Source organism: Aestuariimicrobium kwangyangense DSM 21549 (assembly GCF_000421525.1).
Classification (GTDB): domain Bacteria; phylum Actinomycetota; class Actinomycetes; order Propionibacteriales; family Propionibacteriaceae; genus Aestuariimicrobium; species Aestuariimicrobium kwangyangense.
In genome coordinates, this window is sequence record NZ_ATXE01000001.1 from 410,513 (window position 1) to 423,682 (window position 13,170).

At 69.1% G+C, this 13,170-nt stretch carries 11 protein-coding genes; 8 read left to right on the top strand and 3 right to left on the bottom strand.

From position 1 onward, the window contains the following. The first annotated feature begins 29 nt into the window (after positions 1–29). Positions 30–1,370 carry an O-antigen ligase family protein gene (locus H507_RS14060; RefSeq protein WP_022909039.1) on the top strand — a complete coding sequence of 447 codons (1,341 nt, stop codon included), beginning with the start codon at positions 30–32 and terminating at the stop codon, positions 1,368–1,370. On the opposite strand, the gene H507_RS0101920 is transcribed toward H507_RS14060, so the two are convergent. Beyond that, complete coding sequence (locus tag H507_RS0101920) at positions 1,351–2,445, bottom strand: glycosyltransferase (protein ID WP_022909040.1); 1,095 nt, start codon at positions 2,443–2,445, stop codon at positions 1,351–1,353. The two genes, H507_RS14060 and H507_RS0101920, sit on opposite strands and share 20 nt — an antisense overlap. Before the next feature lie 54 nt (positions 2,446–2,499). On the opposite strand from H507_RS0101920, the gene H507_RS0101925 reads away from it, so the two are divergent. Further along, a complete protein-coding gene (locus tag H507_RS0101925; protein ID WP_022909041.1) occupies positions 2,500–3,792 on the top strand; it encodes a glycosyltransferase in 1,293 nt (430 codons plus the stop codon). Continuing rightward, positions 3,789–5,126 carry a glycosyltransferase gene (locus tag H507_RS0101930; protein ID WP_022909042.1) on the top strand — a complete coding sequence of 446 codons (1,338 nt, stop codon included), beginning with the start codon at positions 3,789–3,791 and terminating at the stop codon, positions 5,124–5,126. The genes H507_RS0101925 and H507_RS0101930 overlap by 4 nt, the downstream gene beginning before the upstream one ends. A 1-nt stretch (position 5,127) precedes the next feature. Here the strand turns inward: H507_RS0101930 and H507_RS0101935 are convergent, their stop codons facing one another. Beyond that, positions 5,128–6,588 carry a lipopolysaccharide biosynthesis protein gene (locus H507_RS0101935; protein ID WP_157438849.1) on the bottom strand — a complete coding sequence of 487 codons (1,461 nt, stop codon included), beginning with the start codon at positions 6,586–6,588 and terminating at the stop codon, positions 5,128–5,130. Positions 6,589–6,742: 154 nt separating this feature from the next. Here H507_RS0101935 and H507_RS0101940 point away from each other — a divergent pair, with 154 nt between their 5' ends. Next, positions 6,743–8,059: an O-antigen ligase family protein gene (locus tag H507_RS0101940; RefSeq protein ID WP_022909044.1), complete on the top strand. Its 1,317-nt coding sequence runs from the start codon at positions 6,743–6,745 to the stop codon at positions 8,057–8,059. 28 nt (positions 8,060–8,087) lie between these two features. Here H507_RS0101940 and H507_RS0101945 read toward each other — a convergent pair whose 3' ends face one another. Further along, a complete protein-coding gene (locus H507_RS0101945; RefSeq protein WP_022909045.1) occupies positions 8,088–8,909 on the bottom strand; it encodes a YveK family protein in 822 nt (273 codons plus the stop codon). A gap of 8 nt (positions 8,910–8,917) precedes the next feature. On the opposite strand from H507_RS0101945, the gene H507_RS0101950 reads away from it, so the two are divergent. The 4 genes from H507_RS0101950 (at position 8,918) to H507_RS0101965 (ending at position 13,142) form a co-directional block, all read left to right on the top strand. Beyond that, positions 8,918–10,381, top strand: a complete 1,464-nt coding sequence (locus H507_RS0101950) for an O-antigen ligase family protein (RefSeq protein WP_022909046.1) — start codon at positions 8,918–8,920, stop codon at positions 10,379–10,381. A 61-nt stretch (positions 10,382–10,442) separates the two neighbouring features. After that, positions 10,443–11,048, top strand: a complete 606-nt coding sequence (locus H507_RS0101955) for an acyltransferase (RefSeq protein ID WP_022909047.1) — start codon at positions 10,443–10,445, stop codon at positions 11,046–11,048. Next, a complete protein-coding gene (locus H507_RS0101960; protein WP_022909048.1) occupies positions 11,048–12,139 on the top strand; it encodes a DegT/DnrJ/EryC1/StrS family aminotransferase in 1,092 nt (363 codons plus the stop codon). The genes H507_RS0101955 and H507_RS0101960 overlap by 1 nt, the downstream gene beginning before the upstream one ends. Position 12,140: 1 nt before the next feature. Continuing rightward, positions 12,141–13,142 carry a Gfo/Idh/MocA family protein gene (locus H507_RS0101965; RefSeq protein WP_026377637.1) on the top strand — a complete coding sequence of 334 codons (1,002 nt, stop codon included), beginning with the start codon at positions 12,141–12,143 and terminating at the stop codon, positions 13,140–13,142. Positions 13,143–13,170: the final 28 nt, after the last annotated feature.

Sequence of the window (13,170 nt, forward strand, 5' to 3'; positions counted from 1 at the left end):
CCGCGGACGCGGGGCATAGGCTCGGGCCCGTGGCCGACACCCCTGTTCCCCTCGCCGACCGACTGCGGACGATCGCCAGCTGGGCCGTCGTGCCGGCGCTGCTCGCGATGCAGCTGTTCGACCTGCGTCGTGCTCTGGTCGGACCCGGATGGATCTGGAGCACCTTCCTGCTCGGATTCACCCTGTCATCGGTGCTGCTGGCCGTGCTGGCATGGCCGCGACTGCGGCAGTTCGGCGGAGGAGGCTGGCGGACCCAGCAGCCGGCGCTCACCGTCGTCGTGGCTGGCTTCACCCTGTTGCTGGGCTACGCGCTGGTGAGCGCCCTGGTCTCGGGAACGCCCTACCCGACTTCACGAACAGCTCCCGATGCGGTACCGCCCGACACGTTCGCGTTCGCCCCGATGATCTACCGACTGGTGCCGTTGGTGACCGCGTTCGTCACCATGACCACTGCGGTGCTGGCCGTACTCGTGACCGATCCGGTCCGCCGCCTGCAGCGGCTCTGGTGGGCCGCCGTGGTCGTGGTGGTGAGCTGTTATGCCTTGTGGCCCAGGGGCGTGCTGGTGCACCGATCGTTCCGGATGGCGACCGGAATGGCGGGGTCGGCCACCCTTCACCTGGTGCTGCTGCTCGCCTGTGGGGTGCTGCTGGGTGCCGCCGTGTCCGGCCACCGGCGGGTGCTGAGCGCCATCGGTGCGGGCCTGGCCGCGGTCGGAGTGGTGCTGACCGGATCACGCTCGGGTCTGCTCAGCCTGGCGGTCTTCATCGTGCTTGTGGGGCTGTGGTTCCTGGGCCGGGTCTCGGCGCGGCTCGTCGTCGCGCTGGCCGTCGGGGGAGTGGTGGCGGCAGGGTTGCTCGTCGCCTTCGTGCCCTACCTGCAGCGACTGCTCTCCTTCTCCGACGAGGGCCGCTCCGCCAACCTGCACACCTCCCTGCGCATCCTGGGACACGGCTGGCGCCAGTGGGTCTTCGGTGCGGGCTCGGGACGGGTGTGGCCGTGGTACGCCTTCGATGCCCGCTACTGGATCCAGCCGTGGCGGTCGATGGTCAACAGCTCCCAGGGACGACTGCTGACCAACCCGCACTCGGTACTGCTGGGAGTGGGCGTCGAACTCGGCCTGGTCGGCCTGGTCCTGCTCGCCCTGGTCCTCGTCCCCCTGGTGATCGTTCTCGTCAGACGCTGGACGAGGGCCCGTCGCTCCGGGGTGACGGAGGCCTCCGACCTGGCCCTGCTGGCGGTCGTGGCCGGGCTGGTGGCGTTCCTGTTCGACTACTACCTGCTCAAGAACTTCGCGGTGTCGTTCTGGTGGTGGTTCGTCGTGGCGGCAGCCCTGACCTCACCGCCCGAGGTCAGCCGCGACGGCTCCTGAGCACCTCGACCACCTGCTCGGCGCGCTGCAACCACCCGTGCCTCGTCCTCACCTCGAGCACTCGCTGTCTGGCTCGGGCCACCACCTCCGGATCCTCCGAAAGCTCGCGCAGCAGCCTGGCGAAGTCGTCCGAGCGGTAGGGCTCGGTCCAGCCGATCTGGTTCCGACGCACGAAGTCACCGGCGAGGGAGCCCGCCGAAGCGATCTGTGGCAGCCCGTTGCCCAGGTACTCATACATCTTCAGCGGTGCCGCGAACCTCCAGTAGGGCTGCGGCTCGGTGGCGGTGACGCCGACGTGCGCCGCGGCGAAGAGGGGGGCGAGGTTCTCGGCAGAGGCGTGCACCAGGGTCAGGTTGTCGCCCGTGACCGGCCTGTAACGGTCCCGGACCGCCTCCCATTCATTGGCCCGCGTGCACAGCGTCAGCCGCACCCCAGCGGTCTGGTGCACCGCGCGCAGGAACTCGTCCACCCGGTAGTTGGGCCCCAGCCCACCCACGTAGAACAACTCGAGGCGGTCGGAGACCGGCACCGGGGGCACCTCGCCGACCTCGTGGCCGGGGGGAAGGGCGGCCACCTCCACGTCGGGCAGCGGGAATTCGTCCGCCATCTCGAGTGAGGGCAGGAAGAGCACGTCGAGCACGCGGGCGTAGGCGGCCAGGTCGTAGCGGTACATGGCCAGCGCGGCTGCCTTGCGCACCGGATCCATGCCCTGGCCATACATCGGGAACCGCCACTGGATGTCGCGGTAGAACAGGCCCACGGGAATCCCGTGACCCCGCAGGAACCTGAAGAAGCTGAAGTCGAGCAGCGGATGGGTGGGCAGGTGGTGGGGTTCGGTGAGTGCGGTCGGCATGGTCGATGACTCGGAGTAGCACAGGTCGAACCGCTCCCCGGCGTTGACCCGCGCTCGAACCCCAGCCATCAGCCGCTTGCGCTGGGCGGCGTTGCCCTCGATGACGACCACCTCGCCCAACTGCTGGAAGGCGCGCAGCATGCGGGTCGGACGAACGGCCCCTCCCTTGGGATTCTCGTGTTCCAGGGGGTAGGGCACGTGGAAGATGACCCGCAGACTCATGCCTGAGATCGTAGCGAGCGGCCACCCGGCGGCCCCGGCCCTACGCTGGGGGGCGTGACCCGAGTGCTGATCATGCTCACCAACGTGTTCCCCTTCGCCACCGGCGAGGAGTTCGTCGAGGCCGAGCTCCCCCACCTGGCTGCCGCGTTCGATCGCGTCGTCGTGGTGGCCACCAAGACCCGCCCGGGGGTCGAGATCACCCGCGCGGTGCCGGCCAACGTCGAGGTCATCCGAGCCGGACGAGACCTGCCCACTGACCGACGCGGACGCCTGCTGCAGGCCGCCAAGGGTCTGCCTCGTCTGCGCCCCGGCAACATCCGCGAGGCCGAGCGCCACCTGCGCCGGCTCGGGCTCGACGCCAGCTACGCCTCGCTGGCCGCAGGGACCGTCCGTGACCTGCGCCGCCAGCTCGAGCAGCACTGGCACGACTGGCAGCTCGACACGGCCCGCACCACGGTCTACTCCTACTGGCTGCACACCCCGGCGCTGGCGGCCGGCGCCATCGCCCGCTGGCTGCGCGGCAGAGGGGCCCAGGTCGACGGAGTCCTCTCCCGGGCCCACAGCTACGACATCTACCGCCACGCCCACCGCGACCACTACGTGCCCCAGCGGGCCGCGACCCTGGCCGGCGTCGACCGGATCCACGTGATCAGCGAGAACGGCCGAGCCGCCATCCTCGCCGACAATCCCGAGGTGGCCGACAAGCTTGTGGTCAGCCACCTCGCCACCCCCGACCCCGGTCCGGTCGTACCGCCGTCGCGGCACCCCTTCCACGTGGTCACCTGCGCATTCGTCAGCCCCATCAAGAGGCTCGACCGGCTTCCCGGCATCCTGGCGATCCTTCGGCGTCGCGGCATCGACGCCCGCTGGACCCACATCGGCCCCGGACCACAGCTACCCGAGCTGGAGCGGTTGGCCTCCGACCTCCTCGGCACCACCGACGGCGGCACCCACCCCGTGGCCACCTTCGTGGGGTACGTACCGAACTCGCAGTTGGTCGAGACCTACCGGCAGCTTCGTCCGACGGTCCTGCTCAGCCTGTCGGTGCGCGAAGGGCTCCCCGTCACCCTGATGGAGGGGGCCTCACTGGGCATCGCGGTGGTCGCGACCGATGTGGGCGGGGTCGGTGAGATCGTGCACCCCGACACCGGTGTGCTGCTCCCCGCCGAGTTCACCGACGAGGGGGTCGCCGATGAACTGGCACGGCTGGCCGAGCTGCCCGACGAGCAGTTCGCAGCGCTGGGACGCCGCTCCCGCCAGATCTGGGACGAGGGCTTCAACGAGGCCACCGTGTATCCCGCCTTCGTCCATGACCTGCTGACGCTCGGCGAGAGGAAACCTCGATGACCACACCCCCGGCCTCCGACCGCACCGCACGACCCAGCGTGCTGATCTTCTTCACCCACCTGTACCCCTACGCAAAGGGTGAGGAGTTCATCGAGATCGAACTGCCGCACCTGGCCCGGGCCTGGGACCGCGTCATCGTGGTCGCGACCAAGACCCGTGACGGTGACGAGGTCACCCGGCAGGTGCCCGAGGGGGTCACCGTGCTGCGGGCCGGGCGACAGCTGGACGACGGTCGGCTGTCCGAACTGAGGGCCGCGGCCAGAGGAGTGAGGGCCGCGGTGGCCAACTCCTCGAGCCCGGCGGCACTGCTGGGACGCAAGCTCGACCTGCTGCGACAGACCGGCGGGCACCCCATGAAGGTGGCGATGGAACTGGCCTTCGTCGGCGTCGCCGACGAGGTGACCACCGACCTCGTGGCACAGTTGCGCGACCACTGGGACGACTGGGACCTCGGCCGTGCCGAGATCGACCTGTACGCCTACTGGCTGCACTCCTCGGCGACCGCCCTACTGGGAACGGCCGCGTGGCTGAGGTCGCGTGGCGCCACGGTCGGCGCCAAGGTGGCACGCGGGCACCGCTACGAGATCTTCCGCGAGATCGCCACCCTCGGGCACCTGCCCCAACGCCCCCAGCTGCTGGCCGGACTCGACGGCGTCTACGTGGTCAGCGAGATGGGAGCCAGGCGGGTCCGGGACGAGAACCCGGGATTCGCCGGCAAGGTGCACTGCCAGCACCTCGGCACCCGCGACCCCGGGCCCGTCCTGAGCCTGGGCAGGGAGCCGTTCACCGTGGTGAGTTGCGCACTGATGACGCCGGTCAAGCGCCTCGATCGGATCCCGGGGATCGTGCGTCGGTTGCGCGATCGTGGCATCGACGCGCGCTGGACGCACATCGGCTCGGGACCCGAGGAGGACGCCGTCCGAGCGCTGGGCAGGGATCTGCTCGGCGAGCACGCGAGCTTCCCCGGTTACGTGCCGAACGCCGACCTGGTCGACTTCTACCGACGACTCAACCCCTCGGTCCTGGTCAACCTGTCGTCCTCGGAGGGGCTGCCGGTCAACCTGATGGACGGTGCCTCGCTGGGTCTGCCACTGGTGGCCACCAACGTCGGCGGCTGTGCCGAGATCGTCCACAACCGCGACAACGGATTCCTGCTCGATGCCGACTTCACCGACGACGACGCCGTGGCAGCGCTGACCGTGCTGGCGACCGAGCCGGACGAGGCCTACCGCGCCCGCGGTGCCAGGAGTCGTCAGCTCTGGGCCGAGGGTTTCGACGAGGCAGTCGTCTATCCCCAGTTCATCGAGCAGGTGCGGGCGCTGGCCGCCCGCTGACTCAGGACCGGTCGCCGCGCTCGTCAGCGGCCACGTCCTCGGCCTCCTCGGCTGCGAGATCGCCCTCCGCCTCGGCGTCGTCGTCCGGATCGACGGGGGAGCGGTCGTAGCCGCGGGCCACGTACAGGGCCAGACCCGTGAAGACGATGAGCAGTGCCGTCATCGACCATGCGACCCAGGTGATGGTCTGCTCGAGGTTGCCGTCGGTTCGCCACAGCAGGGTGAGCGGCACGGCTGCGAAGAAGATGGCGTAGACCAGCATCAGGCCCTGCCGCCTCGCCACCACGAACACCGTCGAGATGGGCGAGGTGATGAAGTTGAGGAACAGCCACGGCACCAGACTGCGCGCGATCCGTCCGGCCGGCGTCCACTTGTCACCCAGGACGAAGGGCAGCAGCCACGGCGCCAGCAGCCAGATCAGCCCGAACGGCACCAACCCGATCAGGAAGGAACGCACCACCGACACCTTCATGAGGGCGTACATCCGGCCTCTCTGGGTGACGGAGATCTTCTGGAAGTAGATCTGGCTGATGGCGCCGTTGATCAGCGCGATGGGTGCCTGCAGCAGCCGCCAGGCGAGGCTGAACTGGCCCAGCGCGGCGCTCGAGAACTGGTTGGCGATCAGCAACGGGATGCCCTGCAGGCGGGCCGAGTCGACCAGCGCGTTGGGGCCGTTGAGCAGCGGCATCTTGCGGTACTCGCGGGCCAGGTCCCGGAAGCTCGCGGTGGGCTCGTCGGGATCGAGCCGGAACTGTCCACGGGTACGGCGCAGCACATTCACCAGGGCCAGACCCTGCCCCAGCACGGTGGCCAGCAGCAGCCCGGGTACCCCGGCCTTGAGCAGTCCCGCAGCGATCTGGGTACCCGACAGCGCCACCGCGTAGGTGATCTTGTTCTCGCTGACGGTGCGGTAGTTCTTCGTCCGGGTCAGCCAGTAGGTGAGCAGCGCCACCTGGGCCAGCAGCCACGTCATCGGGCCGACCAGCCACAACAGCCACTGGTCGCCCGCGGGGACTCCCAACCAGGTGCCCAACGGATGCGCCGCGACCAGCATCACCAGCGTCGAGGCGACCGCCACGCCGGTGTTGATCCAAGTGGCCAGCCGCACCAGTTGCCGCGCGTCGTTGGCCCGCTTGGGCAGCACGATCGCCATGTCATAGCGCAGGGCAGCCAGCGGCAGGATGGCCTGCGAGACCGACAGCACCGCGGTGTACACCCCGAACTGGCTGGGCGAGAACAGCCGGCCGACCAGCAACATGCCCACGATCTGCAGCACCTGGGCTGCCCCGGTGCCGGTGATCAGGGTGAGGAAGTGACGGGCGAACTCCCGCTGGGCCAACTGCGCCCGCACTCGTCCCCTGATCCCGCCCGCCGCGGGTGCCGTGGCTGGGTTCGGGGTGCCCGGGTCGGCGCCGTCGACATCTGCTGAGGCGGGCTGGCGCTCGTCCGCTGGTGGGTTCACGAGGACGAAGCTTACGCGCGGGCGCCCTCCGAGCCCGACCACGGGGCCGTCCGGGCAGGTGGCGCGCGAGGGTTGCACGACCCCCACCCGGAGCGCCTCGTATGATCGAGCACGGTCTCGCGATCACCGCGAGCCAGCGTTGATGGGAGACCCGATGAGCGACGCCCCACAGGTCGTGCACCCGGTCGCACCGTCAGGCACGCTGGACCGTGGTCTGCTGGTGGCCGCCAGGCGCGGACGATCGAGGGTGGTGCGCTACTCCCGCAGTCGCGGAGTGACCCGGCTGCTGTGGATCGTCGCTGCGGGACTGGTGCTGCGGACCCCCCTGTCGGTGGTGCTGGCGGCGCTCATCCCCCTGTTCATCCTGCTGGTGAAGGGGCTGCGCTGGCCCACCAAGCTCTCGGCCCCGATGTGGATCTTCCTGCTGGTCGCGCTCGGCACGTCAGGGCTGGCCTGGATCAACAACCCCGATCTGGCACTGATCAACAACTTCACCCTGATGGCCACCATGACCTTGGTCTGCGCCGCCGTCACGCTCACCCGCCACACCGTGGCGGCCGTCCGCTGGCTGATGGCCGGTACCGTCGCGGGGCTGTGGATCTGCCTGTTGACGGGAGTCTTCGAGGCCGTCAGCGGCATCAAGGTGCTGCCGCTGCTCTACCCCGACGCCAACACCGCGGCAGCGGTCGCCTCGAACCGATTCGTGGTGGCCGGTTTCTTCCCCAACTTCAACGACTTCGCCGTGGCGATGGCCATGTTCGGCACCATCCTCACCGCGCAACTGCTGCTCGGGGCCGGGGTCGGACCGCTGAAGAAGATGACGAGGGCCGCCGGCCTGATGGGTTGCATGTTCTTCATCGTGGTGATCGGGGCACGAGGAGCCCTGGTCGGTCTCGCCCTCGGCATGGTGTTGGTGGTGATCACGGGGGCACGCCTCCTCAACCGGCGGCTGGTGAGCGTGCCCACCCTGGTTGCCGTGCTGTCCGTCGCCGTGTTCGTGGCCGCAGCCCTGCTGACCACTCCGTACGTGCAGGACAACTCGGCGCTGCAGCGGGTGCGCATCATCCACGACAGCATCGCCATGACCCCCGCCTCCGAGGGCCACTTCTGGTACGGCTACGGTTCCATGACGTGGTTCCGGCAGGTGGCCGAGGAGGTCTACGGCCCGGTGCTGATGGACCCGCACAACCTGCTGCTCGAGTTCTTCACCATGTTCGGGCTGCCCACCCTGATCGCCTACATCGGGCTGTGGTTCCACATCGCCCATCGCGGACTGTGGCGACTCAAGATGGGTCCGGGCTGGCGCGAGACCTCGGTGGTGGTGCTCTCGGCGCTGATGCCCGTGCTCGGAATCGTGCCCTCGTCGACCCTGCGCTACTACCTCATCTACCTGTTCATCGCGGCGTCGATCGGGGTCTTCCAGACCGAGGCGATGCGTCGCCGGCAGATGGCACTGGCCGACCACGGCTGAGCCGGCCCCGTGGGCCAAGACGCGACGGTCAGGCGCGAGGGCTCTTCGTCCGCAGACGTGAGATGACGTCGAGGGCCACAGCGGTGCCGAAGCCGAGGGCGAGAGCGGCCACCACGGCGAGGACGGCGAACTGCAGCCTGACCGACGGGTCTGCCTCCAGGGGCAGCACAGCGCGGTCGACCACCTTGGCCGTCATCGACACGTTCTGCTCGCCGCCCGGCGAGAAACTGGGCACGGCCGCGACGAACTCGTCGGCGACCAGGTTCGTCAGCTTCTGGGCCTCCTCGGCGCTGGAGGCCTTGCCGCTGATGCTCAGCACGAACGAGTTGGCGGGGTTGCCGGTGGTGATCGAACCCTTCAAGGACTGGGCCGTCTTGGTGGGGTCGCCGAGCTTGTCGGCCACACGCTGGAGCACCAGCGGTTGGTTGACCATGTAGACGTAGGACTTCGTGACGAACGGCAGCATCGCCGCCTGCTGCGTCGCCTCGGCATCGGACTGCACCTTCTGGGGGGCGAACAGCACCACCGCGTCACCGGTGTAGGAGGGGGCGCGTGTGAAGGCGAACACCAGCCCGGCGACGAGCACCACGGCGGCCACGATGAGCGCCGGCAGGCGGTAGCGGCCCAAGGTGCGCACGTAGGCGATGACGTCGAGCGCCCGGTCGTCCTCGTAGAGGGAACTCGAGGCGAGCACCACAGGGGTGCCGGGAACGGTCAGTGTCCCGGACGAAGGGGCCTGGTCGGCACCGGCCGGTGATGAGGGAATCGTCGAGTCTGCCACCTGCACATCGTAGCCACGGGCGCCACCCATCAACCGCGACACCTGCGCCAGTCCGAGCGCGACTAGCATGGCTGCTCATGACGACGGTGGCCCCTCCCCGCGAGGAGACCTTGCATCCCGGGTCACCTCCACACCTGTGGGCCGTGCGCCTCTACGACTGGGCGCTGCTCGGGCTGGTCGTGATGATGAGCCTGTTCAACACCCTCGGCCCCTGGCCGGGGACGGCCCGACTGCCGCTCTACCTGGTGCTGATGGGCGGTTACGTGGCGATCGGGCTCGGCCTCGCCGTGTGGTGCGCCCTACGCGGGCAGCGCTGGTGGAAGCTGCCGACCGGGGCCTGGGTGACCCTGGCCGCGGGGACGGCCCTGTTCGTCTACGCGTTGGTCTCGACCACCTTCAACCGCCAGGTGATCTGGGTCGGCAAGGCCAGGCGGGTCACCGAGGTGCCCCACGACATCACCACCACCCCCCTGCTCTGCGCCCTGGTGACCCTGTGGGCCGCCTTCCTCGTGGTGGTGCTGACCCAGCCCCAGGACAGGTTCCCGCTGCTGTGGCGGCTCTCGGTGCTGGTGGCCCCCCTCTCCGTGGTCGGCTGGGCGCGCGTCTGGTTGGACGACCACTCCCAGCGCCTGTGGACGCAGATGGGGGGCAGCGCCGTCTATCCGGTCGTGCTCCTGCTCGCCGGCGCCATCGCAGCTGCTGGCGTGGTCCGGCCCTACCGTCCGCGGGCCTCGCTGTGGCTGGTGGTGACGCACCTGATCCTGCTGATGCTGACCGGATCGCGGGCGGCGTTGGTGATGCTGGCCGCCGTGGCCGTCCTGCTCGTGGTCCGGCTCGGCCGCACCCACAAGGGTCTGGGGGAGCGCCTCGCCCGACTTCCCAAGCGGGTCTTCGTGCTCGCGGGGGGTGCGCTCGTGGCCGGTACCCTGCTCTCGCCCGTGCTGGGACGACTCGACCAACGCTCTCTGGGACGTGTGCAGACCTGGCTGGTCGGCTGGGTCGCCATCAAGTCCCACTGGGAAAGGGTCGTCTTCGGCCTCGGCAGCGGCACCATCTGGCCGTGGTTCGCCTACGAGTCGGGGTGGCAGCCACTGCCGTGGCGCAGCCGCCTCACCGGTCCGTTCGGCTACACCCTCTATCACTCGCACTCGGTCTACCTCGAGGTGATGGCCGAACTCGGGCTGGTCGGGCTCGCCCTGCTGGCCCTGGTCATCTCACCCGTGGTCATCCAGTGGATCCGCGGCGGTCCCGCTGCCTCGGTCGCGATGTCGTCGGGTCTGGTCGCCACCGGCATCGGGTTCGCCGTCGACACCTATCTGTTCAAGAACTACCCGATCTCCCTGGTCTGGTGGCTGGTGGTCTTCGTGGTGCTCACCACCTATCCCAACGGCTACCCCGCCGGTGCGGAGGATCCCCCACCGCTCGCGACCCCGGTGGTGGGCGTGCCCGTGGTCGAACCCGAGCCGGTCCATTCCCCGCTGACCAGCCAAATCGCCACAACGCCCGCCCCGGTCCCGGTCGCACCCGAACCGGAGCGGTAGGCTCGTCCTGCACTGCCAGCGGGGGCGCACCCTGCTGGCCGTCCTGATTCAGGAGGCTTCCTTGTCCAATGCGCGCATCCAGCCCTCCGCCGATCTCGATGACGGCGTGACGATCGGGGACGGATCCTCTGTCTGGCACCTCGCGCAGGTGCGCGGTGGGGCCGAACTCGGTGAGAACGTGATCGTCGGACGAGGGGCCTACATCGGCTCGGGCGTGCACGTCGGCGACAACTGCAAGATCCAGAACTACGCCTTGGTCTACGAGCCGGCCCTGCTCGAGGACGGCGTCTTCGTCGGCCCGGCCGCGGTACTGACCAATGACACCTTCCCGCGGGCCATCAACCCCGACGGCACCGCGAAGAGCGCCCACGACTGGGAGCCGGTCGGGGTCACCCTGAAGCAGGGCTGCTCGATCGGTGCCCGCGCGGTGTGCGTGGCGCCGGTCACCGTCGGCCGGTGGGCCACGGTCGCGGCGGGCTCCGTGGTGGTCAAGGACGTGCCAGATTTCGCGCTCGTGGCCGGGGTGCCGGCCAAGCGCATCAAGTGGGTGGGACGCTCCGGCTTCCCACTCGAACCGGCCGGTGACCGACGTTTCGTCGACCCCAGGACCGGCGACCAGTTCGTCGAAAACGACGAGGTCCTGACTCTCGTGGAGGAGAACAACTGATGACTGCTGAGTTCATCCCGCCGGCGAAGCCGCTGATCGGCGACGAGGAGCGTGCTGCGGTCGACCGCGTGTTGCGTTCGGGCATGATCGCCCAGGGCCCCGAGGTGGCAGCCTTCGAGGCCGAGTTCTCCGAGCACTTCAAGCTGGGACGCGCCTGCGTGGCCGTCAACTCCGGCACCTCAGGTCTGCACCTGGGTCTGCTGAGCTGCGGTATCGGTGCTGGCGACGAGGTCATCGTCCCCTCGTTCACGTTCGCGGCGACCGCCAACTCGGTCGCCCTGACCGGCGCCACCCCGGTGTTCGCCGACATCGAGCGGGGCTCGTTCTGCCTCGATCCCGCCTCCGTCGAGGCCTCGATCACCGAGCGGACCAAGGCCATCATGCCGGTGCACCTGTACGGTCACCCGGCCAACATGGTCGCCCTGCGCGAGATCGCCGACAAGCACGGGCTCAAGCTCTTCGAGGACGCTGCGCAGGCCCACGGTGCCTCGCTGAACGGCATCCCGGTGGGCGCCTTCGGCGAGTTCGGGATGTTCTCCCTCTACCCGACCAAGAACATGACCTCGGGTGAGGGTGGCATGGTCACGGCCGCCGACGACACCATCGAGCGCAACCTCCGCCTCTACCGCAACCAGGGCATGTTGCAGCAGTACCACAACGAGGTCGTCGGGCTGAACAACCGCATGACCGACATCCACGCCGCCATCGGTCGCGTGCAGTTGACCAAGGTCGACGCGTGGACGAAGACCCGTCAGCAGAACGCCGACTACCTCTCGTCCCACCTGGAGGGGGTCACCGCCCCGCCGGTGGCCGAGGGTGCGGTGCACGTCTACCACCAGTACACGATCCGCGTGGCCGACGACCGCGACGGCCTGGCCAAGGCGCTGAAGGACGAGTACAACGTCGGCTCGGGGATGTTCTACCCCGTGCCGAACCACCGACTGAAGCCCTTCCAGTCACCGGTCGAGCTGCCCGAGACCGAGCGCGCCGCCCTCGAGTGCCTGTCGCTCCCGGTGCACCCCTCGGTCACCCAGGAGCACCTCGAGCGCATCGTCACCGCGGTGAACACCCTGGCCAAGGCGGGTGCCTGAGATGGCGAACCTGCGTGCCGGGCTGATCGGCATCGGGTCGATGGGCAAGAACCACGCCCGCAACCTGAAGGCCATCGACGGGGTCGACCTCGTCGCCGTCGCCGACGCGTCGGGCAAGGACCCCTTCGGGGTTGCCGACGACCTGCCCGTGCTGCCCGACATCGACGCCCTGCTCGAGACCCCCGACCTCGACTACGTGGTGGTGGCCGCCCCGACGTTCACCCATGAGGAGATCGGGATCAAGCTGGCAGAGGCCGGCGTGCACGCCCTGATCGAGAAGCCGCTGGCTGCCTCCGCCGAGGCCGCCCGCAGGCTGGCCGACGCCTTCGAGGCCAAGGGCCTGATCGGTGCCGTCGGTCACATCGAGCGGTTCAACCCGGCGCTGCAGAGCCTGCGCAAGCGGCTCGAGAACGGTGACCTGGGTGACCTCTACCAGATCGTCACCCGGCGCCAGGGCCCCTTCCCCAACCGGATCGCCGATGTCGGTGTGATCAAGGACCTGGCCAGCCACGACATCGACCTGACCGCCTGGGTGACCCAGCGCAAGTACGAGTGGGTGGCTGCCCGCTCGATGTTCAAGTCGGGTCGTCAGTACGAGGACATGGTCTCGGCCACCTGCACGCTGTCGGGTGGGCTGATGTCGAACCACCTCGTCAACTGGCTCTCGCCGACCAAGGAGCGGCTGACCATGGTGACCGGCGAGAAGGGCATGTTCATCGCGGACACCCTCACCGCCGACCTCACCTTCTACGCCAACGGCACGGTCGCGACCACCTGGGACGACATCGCCAACTTCCGCGGTGTCGCCGAGGGTGACATGACCCGCTTCGCCATCCCGAAGCCCGAGCCCCTGCGCACCGAGCACGAGAACTTCCGTGATGCGGTGCTCGGCAAGGAGGGCGCCAGCATCGTGACCCTGGACGAGGGCGCCAGGGTGGTCGAGGTGTGCGAGGCCATGATCGAGTCGTCCAAGACCAACCAGTTCCTCAAGATCGAGGGCTGAGCCCGGTCCAGAGTCTCACCCCGGAGTA